The organism is Mixta intestinalis (assembly GCF_009914055.1).
GTDB classification, from domain to species: Bacteria; Pseudomonadota; Gammaproteobacteria; order Enterobacterales; family Enterobacteriaceae; genus Mixta; species Mixta intestinalis.
The window spans coordinates 4,524,887-4,541,247 of the sequence record NZ_CP028271.1; the positions used below are offsets into that span (position 1 = coordinate 4,524,887).

At 58.8% G+C, this 16,361-nt stretch carries 12 protein-coding genes and 1 pseudogene; 9 read left to right on the forward strand and 4 right to left on the reverse strand.

Features of this window, described 5'->3' with window-relative positions; translation table 11 throughout:
• Positions 1-5 precede the first annotated feature (5 nt).
• Positions 6-467, reverse strand: a complete 462-nt coding sequence (locus C7M51_RS21005) for a (2Fe-2S)-binding protein (RefSeq protein ID WP_160623405.1) — start codon at positions 465-467, stop codon at positions 6-8.
• Between the two features lie 13 nt (positions 468-480).
• A pseudogene (locus C7M51_RS21010) lies at positions 481-3,703 on the reverse strand (molybdopterin cofactor-binding domain-containing protein).
• 421 nt (positions 3,704-4,124) lie between these two features.
• Between C7M51_RS21010 and ygfT the strand changes: the two are divergent.
• The 9 genes from ygfT to crtB all read left to right on the forward strand — a co-directional run bounded on the left by ygfT (position 4,125) and on the right by crtB (position 14,399).
• The gene (ygfT, locus tag C7M51_RS21015) at positions 4,125-6,092 is read left to right on the forward strand and encodes a formate-dependent uric acid utilization protein YgfT (RefSeq protein ID WP_160623406.1); all 1,968 of its coding nucleotides are present in this window, start codon (positions 4,125-4,127) and stop codon (positions 6,090-6,092) included.
• The gene (locus C7M51_RS21020; RefSeq protein WP_160623407.1) at positions 6,089-6,589 is read left to right on the forward strand and encodes a 4Fe-4S dicluster domain-containing protein; all 501 of its coding nucleotides are present in this window, start codon (positions 6,089-6,091) and stop codon (positions 6,587-6,589) included. The genes ygfT and C7M51_RS21020 overlap by 4 nt, the downstream gene beginning before the upstream one ends.
• Before the next feature lie 154 nt (positions 6,590-6,743).
• Positions 6,744-7,298 (forward strand): YtfJ family protein, encoded by a 555-nt coding sequence (locus tag C7M51_RS21025; RefSeq protein WP_160623408.1) that lies wholly within the window; start codon positions 6,744-6,746, stop codon positions 7,296-7,298.
• 245 nt (positions 7,299-7,543) lie between these two features.
• Positions 7,544-8,491, forward strand: coding sequence for a polyprenyl synthetase family protein (locus tag C7M51_RS21030; protein ID WP_160623727.1), 948 nt, complete (start codon positions 7,544-7,546; stop codon positions 8,489-8,491).
• The gene (gene fni, locus C7M51_RS21035) at positions 8,492-9,529 is read left to right on the forward strand and encodes a type 2 isopentenyl-diphosphate Delta-isomerase (RefSeq protein ID WP_160623409.1); all 1,038 of its coding nucleotides are present in this window, start codon (positions 8,492-8,494) and stop codon (positions 9,527-9,529) included.
• Positions 9,526-10,794 (forward strand): glycosyltransferase, encoded by a 1,269-nt coding sequence (locus C7M51_RS21040; protein ID WP_160623410.1) that lies wholly within the window; start codon positions 9,526-9,528, stop codon positions 10,792-10,794. Before fni ends, C7M51_RS21040 begins: the two co-directional genes overlap by 4 nt.
• Positions 10,794-11,972, forward strand: coding sequence for a lycopene beta-cyclase CrtY (gene crtY, locus C7M51_RS21045; RefSeq protein ID WP_160623728.1), 1,179 nt, complete (start codon positions 10,794-10,796; stop codon positions 11,970-11,972). Before C7M51_RS21040 ends, crtY begins: the two co-directional genes overlap by 1 nt.
• On the forward strand, positions 11,965-13,446 hold the full coding sequence (locus C7M51_RS21050) for a phytoene desaturase (RefSeq protein WP_160623411.1): 1,482 nt from the start codon (positions 11,965-11,967) through the stop codon (positions 13,444-13,446). The genes crtY and C7M51_RS21050 overlap by 8 nt, the downstream gene beginning before the upstream one ends.
• Entirely contained in the window at positions 13,443-14,399 is a 957-nt protein-coding gene (gene crtB, locus C7M51_RS21055; protein ID WP_160623412.1) for a 15-cis-phytoene synthase CrtB, read from the forward strand. Before C7M51_RS21050 ends, crtB begins: the two co-directional genes overlap by 4 nt.
• On the opposite strand, the gene C7M51_RS21060 is transcribed toward crtB, so the two are convergent.
• A complete protein-coding gene (locus C7M51_RS21060; RefSeq protein WP_160623413.1) occupies positions 14,308-14,880 on the reverse strand; it encodes a sterol desaturase family protein in 573 nt (190 codons plus the stop codon). The two genes, crtB and C7M51_RS21060, sit on opposite strands and share 92 nt — an antisense overlap.
• Before the next feature lie 176 nt (positions 14,881-15,056).
• On the reverse strand, positions 15,057-16,076 hold the full coding sequence (locus C7M51_RS21065) for a LacI family DNA-binding transcriptional regulator (RefSeq protein ID WP_160623414.1): 1,020 nt from the start codon (positions 16,074-16,076) through the stop codon (positions 15,057-15,059).
• Positions 16,077-16,361 lie beyond the last annotated feature (285 nt).

The following is a 16,361-nucleotide window of genomic DNA, read 5'->3' on the forward strand; positions in this document are numbered from 1 at the left end:
TTTTATCAGGCGTTTTCCAGCACCGCTTTAATAGACTTGATAATCGGAATATAGCCGGTGCAGCGGCACAGGTTACCTTCCAGCGCTTCCTTGATCTGATCGTCGTTGGGCTGCGGATGGTGATCCAGCAGCGCCTTGGCGCTCATCAACACGCCGGGAGTACAGAAGCCGCACTGTACGCCGCCGTGACGTACAAAGGCATTTTGCAGTTTCTGTCCGACCTTATCGTGCTGTAGCGCTTCCACCGTGACGATTTCCGCACCGTCGCACTGTGCGGCCAGCAGCAGACAGGAGCAGACTGCTTTGCCGTTCATAATGATGGTACAGGCACCGCATTCACCCACGGAACACCCTTCTTTGGTGCCGGTCAGTTCAAGATCTTCACGCAGCAGGTCGATAAGGCGGAGATTATCCGCCACTTCACGCTGAACACGGATGCCATTCACTTTTAGTTCAATACGATTCATTATGGGTCTCCCGTTAGTGGTTTTCGGCCAGCGCTTCCTGCAACATCTGCGAAAGCATTTCTACGCCTACCGGGACTTTGTAAGCCGCGGACCAGCGTTTGCCGATTGCCTCATCCAGCATTTGTTTGAGGATATCCTCAGCTTCTTTAATCATCGCCTCATCCAGACGACGTCCAATCAGCGCGTTTTCCAGCGGCATCAGACGCTGCGGCTTGCTGAACAGCGCACCATCCACCAGACGGCAGTAGATCAGCGAGCCAGCTTCATCCAGCACGAACTGACCGGTAATGCTCTGACGGGTGATGTTCAGCGCGTTGCGTCGTCCCAGTTGCAGGTAGCGCTGTTGCAGACGGCTGTTGCGGTAAGGCGGCGGCAGAATAACCGCAGTCAGTAGATCGCCCGGATTCAGCGCCGTGCGGTAGCCGCCGGTGATGAATTTGCTCAGCGGCATACGCTGGCTGGGCGCGGTTGTGATGCTGAATTTCCACCTCGGCGTCGTAGATCACCAGCGGCGGCACCGAGTCGGCGCAGGGCGCGGCGTTTACGATGTTACCGCCGATGGTGGCGCGGTTACGCAGCTGCAAAGAGCCGATGGTATTACAGGCGGTGACCAGCAGCGGATACATTTCCTGAACCGTGCTTTGCGCCGTCAGGTCGCTGAAGCAGACGCCAGCGCCGATGCGCAAGCCGCCTTCCTGAGTCATCTCAATCACTTTCAGTTCCGGCACGCTGGAAATATCGACCAGCGGCAGCGGGGCGCTTGCCAGACGGGCCTGTACCAGCACATCCGTACCGCCAGCAATAGGACGTGCGGTGCCGTCTGCCAGCATAGCGAGCGCTTCATTCAGCGAGGTGGCGCGTTGAACCTGAAGCGTATTCAGGCGCAGCACCTGTTTTTTCTCGCCGGATTCCAGCATGGCTTCACTCTGGCGTTCCGGTTTTTTCAGCGCGTAGCCCAGTTTCACCTGTTCCAGCGTCATCGGGATGGCGTAGTTACGGCGGCCAATAGCGAAGCTGAGGGCGTTGTTCAGTGCCGCCGCGCCCAGCTCCAGCACCGGCTCACCCAGCACTTTCGCACCGAACGGCCCGGCTTTATCGTGATTTTCTACCGCCACGATATCGAGCGACGGCATATCTTTAATGGTCGGCATCAGATAGGTATCGAAGTTCTCGGATTTCACTTCGCCCTGTTCGATATTGAACTCTTCCAGCATGCCGTAGCCGATCATACCCTGCGCAACGCCGCCGCAGACCTGGCCTTCGAAACCAACTTTGTTAATCACCTTACCAACGTCATGTACCGCCGTGACGTGGTTCACCTGAATTTTACCGGTACGGGTATCGACGGAGATATCGGCGATCTGACAGCCATACACCCAGGTGAAATAGGGGTTACCGGTGCCTTTTTCTTCGTCCCAGTGAATATCGGGGGCAACGTGCCAGCCGTAGGCGGAGAGGTTAGCGCCGGTGGCTTTGGTAATGGTGACCGCCTGCTCGAAGGTGATACGGTTATAGGGGTGACGGCGGTTAAAGACTTTGCCGTTTTCCCAAATCAACTCTTCCGGATCTTTGATATCCAGCTGTTCGGTCAGGGCGTCGGTGATGCGTTTTTTCAGCACGTTAGCCGCGCTCAGAATCGCCTGGCCGCCCATCAGCGTACCACGCGAGGCGACGGTAGAACCGCCATCGGCGATCATCGCGGTGGCCGGTTCCGTGAAGCTGACCTGATCCAGACCGATGCCAAACGCCTCGGCGGCGATAAGCGACATGGTGGTTTGCAGGCCCTGACCATTCTCAGATACGGAGGTAGAAATATTTACGCTGCCATCGGCGTTGATCTGAATCAGCGCGGAGGAGGCGTCGAGGCCTTCAGCACCCAGCGAGCAACCACGGTGGCTGATGGCGAAGCCGATACCGTGTTTCACCGGGCCGCCAGCGGCGTTTAATTTCGCGTAGTGTTCACGTTTGGCAATAAATTCCGCCTTGCCGATCGCTTTAAACATCACCTCTTCGGCGGAGACGGTATGGTCGGTCATCGGCTGACCGGCGATGCTGATATCGTTCTGGCGCAGGATATTGCGTACGCGTAGCTCAACAGGTGAAAGGCCCAGCGCTTCGGCTACTTCATCCATCAGGCCTTCGTTGGCGAAAATAACCTGCGGTGCGCCGAAGCCGCGATAGGCGGAGGTGTAGTTGTTGTTAGTGTACACACCGGTAACGTCGATGCGCACGTTAGGGATATTGTACGGGCCAGCTGCCTGCACCGAACTACGCCAGGTCACAAACGCAGTCTGTCCGGCATAGCTGCCGCCGTCGGCCAGGATATCAATTTTGATCGCCTGGATGCGGGCATCGTCGTCCAGACCGATCTTGTACTTCATGGTGTAAGGGTGGCGCTTGTAGCTTTCGCGCATCGACTGTTCGCGGTTATAGGTGATTTTCACCGGACGTGAGGTCAGCCAGGTCATCAGCGCTGCACGGCAGGAGAGGTGGTCGATGATGTCATCTTTACCGCCAAAAGAGCCGCCGAGAATCGAGCGTTTGACGTTAACTTTTGACTGCGGCAGGCCAAGATAGCGCGCAACGAAACCACGTACACGGTGCGCGTTCTGGATAGAACCATAAACAGTCATAATCTGTTCGTTAGCGTCGTAGCAGGTGGTAATGGATTCCGGCTCGATATAACCGTGCTCCTGGAAACCTACTTCATACTCGCGTTCAAAAATATGTGTACAGTTGGCGAATCCGGCGTCGACATCACCTTTTATTGTGTGATGGTGGACGATAATATTATCTTTTCTGTCTTTATGAATAAGACGAGCGCCGGGACGGAGCGCTTCTGCCGGAGATGTAATCGGCTTACAGGGTTCGTAGGTGACCTTTATTTTCTCTGCGGCAATACAGGCTGCCTCATAGGTTTCTGCCGCGACAACGGCGATAACGTCACCGGTAAAGGCAATTTCACGATCGATAATCGGTGGATAATCGGGCATAACAACGCCGATCTGTTTCTCGCCAGGAATATCTTTCCAGGTAGCGATACGCACGACACCGGGTACTTTTTCGGCTTCGGAAAGATCGATATCTTTTATGTATCCAGCGGCAATATCTGAATAACGGCAAACGCCGTATAGCATATTTTTCAGCTTCAGATCATCGCCATAAATCGCCAGACCTTTAACCTTCGCCATGCCGTCGCTGCGCGGCACTTCACTGCCTACTATGGTGGTTCCCATTGACTTGCTCTCCCTAGAAATGGAGTTCGGAGTGGCTCACACGAAATAGGTTTCTCCAAGCAAGCGTTATGCCAGGAAATAAAAAACACCATATTGATCAAATAGAGTGTGAGGAACGACAAAAAGCGTGGTTAAAATGCAGAAATACGGTGAAAAATAAAGCAGAAAAATGATTTTCACTATGACGCACTTTTATCAAAGTGAGAAAATGGGATGAGAAGAAAAAGGCGGGCTGAAGGAACATTGTTAGCGGGAAATTTGAAATTCCTCACAAATTAGCATCCTCACTTCGCAATTATGAAAAATGTGTATGTTTGCTGCATTAATAGCGGTGAGAGACAAGATAACCAGAACAAACTTCTTTCAGCGATAGCTTTTTTGATCGCTGTTCGCAATGACGTGAAGATATAAAGGAAGCTAAATGAATAATTTTATTGTAGCCGATATGCGGGAATGCATTGGTTGCCACGCATGTGAAGTGGCCTGCGCCGTAGCGCATAACGACGATAGCTGGCCTGCCAGCCACAGCGAATTTATTCCACGCATTCGAGTCATATTCCGCGGTAGTGAGAGCATTGCCACCACCTGTCGCCATTGTAACGATGCTCCCTGCGTTGCCAGCTGCCCCGTTGCGGCACTGAGCTTTGCCGATAACCAGGTCCGTCTTGAACAAAACCTCTGTATTGGCTGCAAAAACTGTGTCGTTGCCTGTCCGTTCGGCGCGATCGATATGGTGCCGGTCTCCGACAGCGGCACCTTGCTGGCACAGAAATGCGATCTCTGTGAGCATCATCCATCAGGAGAGAATGCCTGCGTGGTGAACTGTCCTACCCAGGCGCTGCGCCTGATGGATGAGGAAACGCTTCTCTCACTGCGTCGGGAACGTCAGGAGGCGACCGCCACCGGCAACTACAGCGTTAACGTCAGCGGCCAGCGCAGCGCGCGTCTGCTGGACAAACCGACACGCAAAGGCGCTATTAAGCTGCCAGCGGAACAGCGTAAAACCAACTTTGACGAAATCTATCAGGGGCTGGACGAGCAGCAGGCGCATATGGAAAGTTCGCGCTGCCTCTATTGCGCCAGCAAAGCCTGGTGTAACTGGCGCTGCCCGCTGCATAACGCCATCCCCGATTTTATCGAGCTGGTAGAAGAGGGCAAAATTATCGAGGCGGCGGAACTGTGCCATCAAACCAGTACGCTGCCGGAAATCTGTGGTCGAGTCTGTCCGCAGGATCGTCTATGTGAAGGGAACTGTACGCTGAAAGATCGCAGCGGTTCGGTCACCATCGGCAATCTGGAACGCTACATCACCGATACCGCTTTCCAGATGGGCTGGCGTCCTGAAGTTGGCCCGGTTGAACCACGTCCTGAACGGGTAGCGGTGATCGGTGCCGGGCCTGCCGGACTGGGCTGCGCCGATATCCTGGCGCGTGCGGGCGTGAAGGTTGACGTGTTCGATCGCCATCCGGAAATCGGGGGTCTGCTCACCTTTGGCATCCCGCCGTTTAAGCTGGACAAACAGCTGATGAGCCAGCGTCGCGAAGTCTTCAACCATATGGGCATTAACTTCCACCTGAACTGCGAAATTGGCAAAGATAAGTCGTTCAGCGAGCTGATTAACGAATACGATGCGGTATTCCTCGGCGTCGGCACCTACAGCCTGATGAAGGCGGGTCTGGAGCATGAAACCGCGCCGGGCGCGACGCAGGCGCTGCCGTTCCTGATTGCCAGCACCCGCCGCGTGATGGGGCTGGAGGATGTGGCGGAATATCCGTGGATTGATGTAAAAGGCAAACAGGTGGTGGTACTGGGCGGCGGCGATACCGCGATGGACTGCGTGCGTACCGCGATTCGTCGCGAAGCGGCTAACGTTACCTGCGCCTATCGTCGCGATGAAGCGAGCATGCCTGGCTCGAAAAAAGAGGTGACCAACGCGCGTGAAGAGGGCGTCGAATTCCTGTTTAACGTCCAGCCGCAGTATATCGCCCTGAACAAAGCGGGCGAAGTCAGCGGCATCGGGCTGATCCGTACCCGTCTTGGCGAACCGGGCAAAGATGGACGGCGACGTCCGCAGCCAATTGTCGGCTCTGAGTTTGAACTGGCCGCCGATGTGCTGATCATGGCCTTTGGCTTCCAGCCACACCCGATGCCTTGGCTGAGCGGTTACGGGGTCGATTTCGACGACTGGGGTTTAATCAAAACCGGTGGCAGCGGACGTCTGGAAACGCAAACCAGTCATGACAAAGTCTTTGCCGGTGGGGATGCGGTACACGGTGCCGATCTGGTGGTCACGGCGATGGCTGCCGGACGTCAGGCGGCACGCGATATGCTGACCCAGTTTGCAACACCGCGCGGGCAAGTGAATAAAGCGCGGGCGGAGGCGCTATGAATGAATTTATCCTCGCCGACGCCAATATGTGCATCGGCTGTCGTACCTGCGAAATCGCCTGCTCGCTGGCGCATTCATCGCAGGCAACGCTGGATCACGCTAACTTCTACCCAAGGCTGGTGGTTAACAAGCTCAGCGAGGTTAGCGTTCCGGTAATGTGCCACCAGTGCGATAACGCGCCCTGCGTTTCCGCCTGTCCGACTGCCGCGTTAACGCGCGGCAAGCGCGCCGTCGAGGCGGACTCCTCGCGCTGTATCGGCTGTCTCAGCTGCATGGTAGCCTGTCCGTTCGGCGTGATAACCATTGAGTCGCCGCCGGAGACGCAGGGCTTTTCCATTATTAAATGCGATCTCTGCGCTACCCGCGAGGCCGGGCCAGCCTGTGTCGAGGTCTGTCCTACCTTTGCGTTAAAAAAAACCTTACCGGGTAAGCTGGATGAGCTGAAAACGCAGCGGCGCGAAGCCACCGCGTTCCAGCGTCCGGCAGGCAAGCGTTAATTTATTCCCCTCCATCCCTCACAACAGGCCGCTTTGCGCGGCCTCGTTGTTCTCCTGAAAAGCAAAGCTGACGCAACGGCTTATACTGAATCTCACTGTGTAACAGGCGGCTCGCGCTGCGACAGCCTGCGGCTTCCTGACGATGGAGAGAACAATGACGCTGCGTACGGCGCTGCTGCTAATGCTGGGCGGGCTGCCCTTGCTGGCCTCAGGCCATAATTTTGTTGTCGGGCAGCGCGTAGCGCCGGTTGGTATCGCGGATCGCGGCGAACTGCTGTTGCAACAGGGAGAACCAGCGTGGCAGAGCTGGAACAGCGCGCGGCTCAGCGGAACGCCTGGCGTCGTGCTGCATATGGCGGGCCGCCTGTCGGCGAAATCACTGAACGCGCCGCTTATCGATGCCATTCACCAGGCCGCTTTCCCCACCGATAAATTACACCTGATTACCATCGTTAATACCGATGACGCTATTCCCGGCAGCGCACTGTTTGTACGTCGCAGCCTGCAAGAGAGCAAGCGGCAAAGCCCTGCAGCCCGCTTTGTGATTGATGAACGCGGAGCTGCCAGAAACGCCTGGCAGCTGTCGGCGGGCGGTTCCGCCGTGGTGGTGCTCGATCCCACAGGAAGGGTGCGTTTTGCTAAAGATGGCGCGCTGACGCCTGCGGAGGTGCAGCAGGTAATGTTGCTGCTGCATCAGCTGGTGCAGTAAGTGTTGTTAATTACATGTAAATAATTGTGACGACACCGCTGCATAAAAGGAAATTTCTGGATATTGCGCTACGCTTTGCAAATATAACAAGGCAGAAACCGGCGCGGACAACCCATTGTTCATTCAGCAAAAGTTCTGCCTTGGTATCAACGTAATACAGTCATTGCGGCTTTCCCATCGCCGTCATCATGCGCTACCGCATCTTCTGTATCTACAGCCACGACCAGGAACCAGGGGCAGTAATGATCAATGCCAACGCCGATCGGGGCGTCAACCATGAAGATGAGCTGCGAACGCTGCGCGAGGCGCTGCAAATTCGCCTGGATCAGCTATTGCCAACCGGTGAACAGCAGGATCGGGTTTATAGCGCGATGCGTGAAGGTACGCTGGCGGCGGGCAAGCGTGTGCGTCCGCTGCTGCTGGTGCTGGCGGCGCGCGATCTCGGCTGCCGTGCCGATCAGCCTGGCCTGATCGATCTCGCCTGTGCGGTGGAGATGGTGCATGCCGCCTCGCTGATGCTTGATGATATTCCCTGTATGGATAACGCCCTGCTGCGCCGCGGTCGTCCCACCATTCACCGACAGTATGGCGAAAACGTCGCCATTCTTGCCGCCGTGGCGCTGCTGAGCCGCGCTTTTGGCGTGGTGGCGGAGGCGCCGTCGCTATCGCATGCCTGTAAAACTCAGGCGGTGGCGGAGCTTTCCGGTGCCGTCGGGCTACAGGGCCTGGTGCAGGGCCAGTTTCTCGATCTTAATGAGGGTGGTCAGGCGCGTAGCCCAGAGGCCATTCTGCTCACTAATGAACTAAAAACCAGCCGCCTGTTTGATGCCACGCTGCAAATGGCGGCCATCGTTGCCGACGCTCCGCCGCAGGCGCGACAGCGGCTGCGCTACTTCGCTCAGGATCTGGGGCAGGCGTTCCAGCTGCTGGACGATCTGACCGATGGGCTGAGCGGCACCGGTAAAGATATCAACAAAGATCACGGCAAATCGACGCTGGTTGCGATGCTGGGAGCCGAGGCGGTCCATCAGCGGCTGCGCAGTCATCTACGCAGCGCCGATGAACATCTTGCCAGCGCCTGCCATCAGGGCGTTGCCACGCGCTGCTTTATGCACGCATGGTTTGACAGGCAGCTGGCGCTGTTTGGCCAGGACAACGGGTTATCACGGGATGCTATCTCTACTGGAGCGTGAATGAAGGACCGGGAACTGACCCAACGTAAGAACGATCACCTGGATATCGTACTGAATAGCGCCCTGAATACGCGGCGTACCGGTTTCGAGCAGTGGCGCTTTGAGCATTGCGCGCTGCCGGAGCTCGATCTGGATGCTATCGATTTGCGGAGTGCGCTGTTTGGCAAGGCGCTGCGGGCACCGCTGCTGATCAGTTCTATGACCGGCGGAGCCAGCCGCGCCAGAGAGATTAATCGCCATCTGGCGGAGGCGGCGCAAACGCTGGGGCTGGCGATGGGCGTAGGTTCGCAGCGGGTAGCGCTGGAAAGCGATGACAGCTGGGGCTTAACCCGCGAGCTGCGCCAGACCGCGCCCGATATCCTGCTGCTGGCTAACCTCGGCGCCGCACAGATTGCGGGGCGTAACGGTATTGACTACGCACGACGCGCCGTTGACATGATCGAGGCGGACGCGCTGATTATTCATCTTAACCCGTTACAGGAAGCGCTACAGAGCGGCGGCGATCGCGACTGGCGCGGCGTGCTGACGGCGATTGCCCGGACGGTGGATGCCTTGCCGGTGCCGGTGGTGGTCAAAGAGGTCGGTGCCGGTATTTCCGTACCGGCGGCGCGCCAGCTGGCGGAGGTGGGCGTGGCAATGCTGGACGTCGCGGGAGCTGGCGGCACCAGCTGGGCAGCCGTGGAGGGCGAGCGCGCCGCAACGCCGCACGCCCGCGCCGTGGCGATGGCCTTTGCCGACTGGGGGATTCCTACCGCCGAGGCGCTGCTCTCTCTGCATCAACATTTACCGCAGATTCCGCTGATCGCTTCGGGCGGCGTGCGGGACGGTATTGACGTGGCGAAAGCGCTGCGGCTCGGCGCGACGCTGGTTGGGCAGGCCGCAGGCGTGCTTGGCAGCGCTACCGCCTCCAGCGAGGCTGTCATCGCTCACTTTCAGGTCATTATCGAACAGTTAAGGATCGCCTGTTTCTGTACCGGCAGCGCCAGCCTGCGTGCGCTGCGACAGGCGACATTGCTGCGCGTCAGGGATGAGGTATGAGTCACTTTGCGATTATCGCACCGCCGTTCTACAGCCATGTGCAGGCGCTACAGGCGCTGGCGCAGCAGCTGATGGCGCGTGGGCATCGCATCACCTTTATGCAGCAGGCCGAGGCGGGTGCGCTACTGAGCGATACGCGTATCGCCTTTTATCCGCTGGGCGAACGCAGCCATCCGCCGGGCAGCCTGGCGCGCACGCTGCGCCTGACCGCGCATCCTGCGGGGCCGGGGCTGTTCCGGCTGATTAACGATCTGGCAAACACCACCGATATGCTCTGCCGCGAGCTGCCTGCGGCGCTGGAGCAGGCGGGCATCGATGGCGTGATTGCCGATCAGATGGAGGCGGCGGGCGGCCTGGTCGCGGAAGCGCTGGGCCTGCCTTTTGTTTCGGTAGCCTGCGCGTTGCCGGTAAACCGCGAGCCGGATCTGCCGCTGCCGGTGATGCCTTTTCGCTATGCCAGTAGCGCGCGCAGCCGCAAACTTTATGCCTCCAGCAGCAAAGTCTATGACTGGCTGATGCGGTGTCACGGCGAGGTGCTGGCGCGCCACGCTCGCGCCTTTGGCCTTGGTGAACGGCGGGCGCTGCATGAATGCCTCTCGCCGCTGGCGCAAATCAGCCAGACGCTGGCGGCACTCGATTTCCCCCGCCGTCAGCTCCCGCCGCACTTTCACGCCGTTGGGCCGCTGCGCGCCAGCTCCACGCGCTCTGCGCCGCGTACTGAAACCCAGAAAAGGCCGCTGGTTTTTGCCTCGCTGGGAACCTTGCAGGGACATCGCTATTCGCTGTTTCGCACTATTGCACACGCCTGCCAACGCCTTGATACGCGGTTAGTGATTGCGCACTGCGGCGGGCTTAATGCTGCGCAGGCTACCAGCCTGGCGGTGCCCGGCACCGTTGAGGTTACCGATTTTGCCGATCAGCCCGCGATGTTACACCAGGCGCAGGCGGTGATTACGCACGGCGGGTTAAATACCGTAATGGATGCGGTAGCGAGCGCCACGCCGATGCTGACGATTCCATTGGCGTTCGATCAGCCGGGCGTTGCCGCTCGCGTGGCTTATCGCGGCATTGGACGGCGTGCCTCCCGTTTCGCCAGCAGCGGCACGCTGGCTACGCATCTGGATGCGTTGCTTCGCGACGAAAGCTACCGCCAGCGGCTGGTGCTGATGCAGACGCAGCTACATCAGGCCGGAGGCGTCAGGCGGGCGGCGGATATTGTCGAACAGGCACTGTGCGCCCGGCATCCGGTACTGGCGGCATCATGATGCATCGTCAATCATGGGACGTCATCCTTGTCGGCGGCGGGCTGGCTAACGGGCTTATCGCCTGGCGGCTACGCCAGCGCCAGCCGCATCTGCGGGTGCTGTTGCTGGAAGCAGAAACGCAGCCGGGCGGCAATCACACCTGGTCATTTCATCAGGGCGATATTACGCCCGCGCAGCATGACTGGCTTGCACCGCTGGTGGCGCACCGCTGGGCGGGTTATGACGTGTGTTTTCCGGAGCTGACACGCACGCTCGATGGTGGCTACCTGAGCATGACCTCGGCGCATTTTGCCCGCCAGCTAGGCGAGGCGCTGGGCGACAGCCTGCGCGGCGGCGCAGCGGTCAGCGCCCTGACCCCAACCGACGTAACGCTGGCAAACGGTGAAAAACTGCACGCGGCGGCGGTGATTGACGGACGTGGCTATCAACCCAGCCCGCACTTGCAGGTCGGGCTACAGGCGTTTCTCGGCCAGCAGTGGCGGCTGAGCGAGCCGCACGGCCTGACACGCCCACTGCTGATGGATGCCACGGTGGATCAGTCGGCAGGCTATCGTTTTGTCTATACGCTGCCGCTGTCGCCCGTTGAGCTGCTAATTGAAGATACGCACTATATCGATCGCGCCACGCTGGAACACACGCGGGCGCGACAGCAGATCGCGGAGTATGCGGCAGCGCAGGGCTGGCAGCTGGCGCAGCTGCTGCGGGAAGAGCAGGGCAATCTGCCGATTACGCTGACGGGCGACTGTCGCGCCTTCTGGCAACAGCGGGCGGGCCAGCCGTGCAGCGGACTGCGGGCCGGGCTGTTTCACTCCACTACGGGATATTCGCTGCCGCAGGCCGTCGCGCTGGCGGATCGGATTGCCGATCTGCACGATTTCTCCGCAGAGTCGCTGTTTTCAATGATTCGCGACTACGCTATAGGGCAGTGGCAGCATCAGCGCTTTTTTCGCGTGCTTAACCGCATGCTGTTTCTGGCCGGGCGCGCCGACAGGCGCTGGCAGGTGATGCAGCGTTTTTATGGATTAAATGACGGGTTAATTGCCCGCTTTTACGCCGGTCAGCTTACGCTGGCTGACAAGGTGCGGATTCTGACAGGCAAACCGCCGGTGCCGGTGGGTGAAGCCGTCAGAGCCGTAATGAAACAATCTTCCCGGCTGCGAGCGTTCAGTGATGAATAAAACCGTAGTAATTGGTGCCGGTTTCGGCGGTCTGGCCTTAGCGATCCGTTTACAGGCGGCGGGCATTCCCGTTTTGCTGCTGGAACAGCGCGATAAGCCAGGCGGGCGCGCCTATGTTTATCAGGATCGGGGCTTTACTTTTGACGCAGGCCCAACGGTGATTACCGATCCCAGCGCCATCGAGGAGCTGTTTACGCTGGCGGGTAAGCGCATGTCTGACTATGTCGATCTGCTGCCGGTCACCCCTTTTTATCGCCTCTGCTGGGAGACGGGTCAGGTATTCGATTACGACAACGATCAGGCGCGGCTGGAAGAGCAGATCCGCCGCTTTAATCCACGCGATGTTGAAGGCTACCGGCGCTTTCTCGCCTACTCGCAGGCGGTGTTTAAAGAGGGTTATCTGAAGCTGGGCACGGTGCCCTTTCTCTCTTTCCGCGATATGTTGCGCGCCGGGCCGCAGCTGGCGCGTTTGCAGGCATGGCGCAGCGTTTACAGCATGGTGGCAAAATTTATTGAGGATGAGCGCCTGCGTGAGGCATTTTCGTTTCACTCGCTGCTGGTGGGCGGCAATCCCTTTGCCACTTCCTCTATCTATACGCTGATTCATGCGCTGGAACGCGAGTGGGGCGTCTGGTTTGCCCGCGGCGGTACCGGTGCGCTGGTGCAGGGGCTGGTGCGGCTGTTTCAGGATCTCGGCGGAATGCTGGAACTGAATGCGCAGGTTGACCGGCTGGAGATGGAAGGCGCGCGGATTCGCGCCGTGCGGCTGGCGGACGGACGCCTGATCGAAACGGCGGCGGTCGCCTCCAACGCTGATGTGGTGCATACCTATGAGAAACTGCTGGGACATCATCCAGCTGGCGCGGCGCGTGCCACGGCGCTGAAGCGGAAACGGATGAGCAACTCGCTGTTCGTCCTCTATTTTGGCCTGAACCATCATCACAGCCAGCTGGCGCATCATACCGTCTGCTTTGGCCCGCGTTATAAAGCGCTGATTGAAGATATTTTTCATCGCGATACGCTGTCAGAGGATTTTTCCCTCTACCTGCATGCGCCCTGCGTAACCGATCCCTCGCTGGCACCGCCAGGCTGTGGCAGCTATTACGTGCTGGCACCGGTGCCGCATCTCGGCACTGCCAATCTTGACTGGACGGTGGAGGGACCGCGCCTGCGCGACCGTATTTTCGCCTATCTGGAACAGCACTATATGCCCGGTCTGCGCAGCCAGCTGGTAACGCAGCGAATGTTTACGCCGTTTGATTTTCGCGATCGGCTCAGCGCTCATCACGGTTCGGCGTTTTCCATTGAGCCGATTCTGCGCCAGAGCGCCTGGTTCCGTCCGCATAACCGCGACAGCCAGATCCCTAACCTTTACCTGGTTGGCGCGGGCACCCATCCGGGAGCGGGAATTCCTGGCGTCATTGGTTCGGCAAAGGCGACGGCAGGATTGATGCTGGAGACGCTAAGCCAATGAACAGCACCCTGATGGATCACGCAACCGAGACGATGGCGGCAGGCTCAAAGAGTTTCGCCACCGCCGCGAAGCTGTTTGACGCCCGCACCCGGCGCAGCGCGCTGATGCTCTACGCCTGGTGTCGCTACTGCGATGATGTGATCGATGGGCAGACGCTGGGATTTCGTAATGCGGCGGCGATGAGCGGCAGCGCAACGCAGCGCCTGACGATGTTGAAAACCGAGACGCAGCGCGCTTTCGCCGGAGCGGAGATGCAGGAACCGGCTTTCGCCGCTTTTCAGGAGGTGGCGACCCGTCATGCTATTCCACCGCAGCAGGCGTTCGATCATCTGGAAGGCTTCGCAATGGACGTGCGCGAAACGCATTATGAAACGTTCGCCGATACGCTGCGCTACTGCTATCACGTCGCGGGCGTGGTGGGGTTGATGATGGCGCGAGTGATGGGCGTGCGCGATGAGGCGGTGCTGGATCGCGCCTGCGATTTGGGGCTGGCGTTTCAGTTGACCAATATCGCCCGCGATATTGTCGAGGATGCTGAAGCAGGACGCTGCTATTTACCGGCGCAGTGGCTGGCGGAGGAGGGGCTGACGGCGCAGCAGCTAACCGATCCCGCCTGTCGTGAGCCGTTAGCGCGGCTGGCGGCGCGGCTGGTGGCTGCCGCCGAGCCTTATTACGCTTCGGCGCAGCTTGGGCTGTCGGGTTTGCCGCTGCGCTCCGCCTGGGCTATCGCCACGGCGCACGGCGTATATCGGGAGATTGGGATCAAGGTTAACGCTGCCGGGCCGCGTGCCTGGGATAAGCGCCAGGGCACCAGCCGTGCGGAGAAGCTTGTTCTGTTAATCAAGGGCGCGGGGCTGGCGCTCAGTTCTCGTGTCGCGTCGATGCCGCCGCGTTTGCCCGATCTTTGGCAGCGTCCGCATCGGACATCGGGTAATGCGGGGGTTCCGTCTTAATCTTTCGCGCTCTGCGCTGGTTATATTCGCGCAGCGTCGCCTGTAATTTTTCCAGCGGCGGCGCATAAAGAAAGCCGAACGAAACGCAGTCCGCTTTGCCGCGTACCGCATGATGCAGGCGGTGCGCCATATAGAGCCTCCTCAGGTAGCCGCGCCGGGGAATATAACGAAACGGCCAGCGCTGATGCACCAGACCATCATGCACCATGAAGTAGAGCGCGCCATAGAGCGTCATGCCTGCGCCAATCCACTGTAGCGGCCAGACGCCAGCGGTGCCGATAGCGATCAGCGCGATCGCCAGCATGGCAAAGAGCAGAGCATAGAGGTCGTTGACTTCGAACCAGCCGGTACGCGGTTCATGGTGTGAAAGGTGCCATCCCCATCCCCAGCCATGCATGATGTGCTTGTGCGCCAGCGTTGCTATCACTTCCATTATCGCCACGGTCGCCAGCACAATCAGGGTATTCCACAGCACAAGCATTGTTACTCCTTGTTTTAGACAGGCTACGCATCCAACAACCGGCGGCATAGTGCGTTACGCAACGGATAGCTCAGGCGCAGGGCGTGCTTTCGCCGCCCTGGTGCTGAGTATAGCAACAGAGTGGTCAGGCTGCCGGGAGGCTGCGTGCCGGAAGTATGGCTGGAGATGAGCGCGTTTTACCGTTCTGTATCCGGGGCGTTGGCTACCGATTCACGCAGCACCAGCCCGGAGATCAGCGCTTTTTGTGGCAGCATGTTGCCGCCGTCCAGCATCGAGATTAGGCGATTAATGACTTCGTGGATCATGTCGGTGACTGGATCTTTGACGCTGGAGAGCGCGGGCAGCAGAAAGGGCGCGACGGGAATGTCATCAAAGCCCAGCAGCGAGACCTGCTGCGGCACGCTGATTCCGGCGCGAGTAAGCTGTTTTAGCGCACCGATTGCCATGTCGTCGTTGCTGGCGATGACCGCGCTAAAGGGGACGCGTCTTTCCAGCAGCGAGGTGATGGCGTTGACGCCGCAGGCGGGCGTCCATTTACCTTCAATGATGCGCTGCGGTTCGACAGGAAGGTTAGCGTGGCCGATCGCCTGTTTGTAACCGTTGAGGCGTTCCAGCGCGGTAGGAGAATCGAGCGATCCGGTGATGAAAGCGATGTGGCGGTGCCCGCGTTCAATCAGCGCCAGGGTTGCGTTGTAGGCTGATTTTTTGTGATCGCAGAAGACGGCGTGGCTGGGATGTTTTCGCAGTCTGCGGTTGACCACCACGATGGGCTGGGTTGTTTGTTCGATGATTTCATCCATTTCATCGATGGTGAGGTAGCGCGGATAGAGGATGATGGCGTCACAGCGCAGGTCAAGGAGGAATTCGATCGCTTCACGTTCCTGCTGGGCGCTGTGTTTTCCATCTACAAGGATGAGCTGGCGTCCGATTTCTTCTACTTTTTTTGCTGCCTGGGAGAGGATTTCGCTGAAGTAGCTGCCGCTGTAGAGGGTATTGGTGACAACCATGCCGATGCACTGGGATTTGCTGGTGGCGAGGTTGCGCGCCAGCAGGTTAGGGCGATAGCCAGCCGCTTCGATAGCCGCGAAGACCTGTTGGCGGGTAGCTTCGCTGACGTAGCCTTTGCCTGATAGTACGCGCGAGACGGTGGCTTTTGATACGCCCGCTTTTTTCGCAACGTCCTGCATGGTTGACATGATGTTTCCCCGGCTGTGATCCCTTGCGGCCCATTCTAAACAGTTTTTGCTTCAGGGTTGTGGTTTATGTTGTTGGAAGGGCCTAGCCAGCGGCAGGCACGATTTCTGGTCAGGTATCGGTAGCGCGAGCTTCGGGGAACGAGGGGGACGGAACCTGTAGGCGGACCTCCCGCGCCAGACGTTGCGCCGGTTTCTGGTCAGGTATCGGTAGCGCGAGCTTCGGGGAACGAGGGAACGGAACCTGTAGGCGGACCTCCCGCGCCAGGGAAGGCGCGGGCGGAGGCT

What these genes read in the sequence shown, in the direction of transcription:
- C7M51_RS21005 (WP_160623405.1), bottom strand. Translation starts at nt 467, where the DNA reads ATGAATCGTATTGAACTAAAAGTGAATGGCATCCGTGTTCAGCGTGAA.
- ygfT (WP_160623406.1), top strand. Translation starts at nt 4,125, where the DNA reads ATGAATAATTTTATTGTAGCCGATATGCGGGAATGCATTGGTTGCCAC.
- C7M51_RS21020 (WP_160623407.1), top strand. Translation starts at nt 6,089, where the DNA reads ATGAATGAATTTATCCTCGCCGACGCCAATATGTGCATCGGCTGTCGT.
- C7M51_RS21025 (WP_160623408.1), top strand. Translation starts at nt 6,744, where the DNA reads ATGACGCTGCGTACGGCGCTGCTGCTAATGCTGGGCGGGCTGCCCTTG.
- fni (WP_160623409.1), top strand. Translation starts at nt 8,492, where the DNA reads ATGAAGGACCGGGAACTGACCCAACGTAAGAACGATCACCTGGATATC.
- C7M51_RS21040 (WP_160623410.1), top strand. Translation starts at nt 9,526, where the DNA reads ATGAGTCACTTTGCGATTATCGCACCGCCGTTCTACAGCCATGTGCAG.
- crtY (WP_160623728.1), top strand. Translation starts at nt 10,794, where the DNA reads ATGCATCGTCAATCATGGGACGTCATCCTTGTCGGCGGCGGGCTGGCT.
- C7M51_RS21050 (WP_160623411.1), top strand. Translation starts at nt 11,965, where the DNA reads ATGAATAAAACCGTAGTAATTGGTGCCGGTTTCGGCGGTCTGGCCTTA.
- crtB (WP_160623412.1), top strand. Translation starts at nt 13,443, where the DNA reads ATGAACAGCACCCTGATGGATCACGCAACCGAGACGATGGCGGCAGGC.
- C7M51_RS21060 (WP_160623413.1), bottom strand. Translation starts at nt 14,880, where the DNA reads ATGCTTGTGCTGTGGAATACCCTGATTGTGCTGGCGACCGTGGCGATA.
- C7M51_RS21065 (WP_160623414.1), bottom strand. Translation starts at nt 16,076, where the DNA reads ATGTCAACCATGCAGGACGTTGCGAAAAAAGCGGGCGTATCAAAAGCC.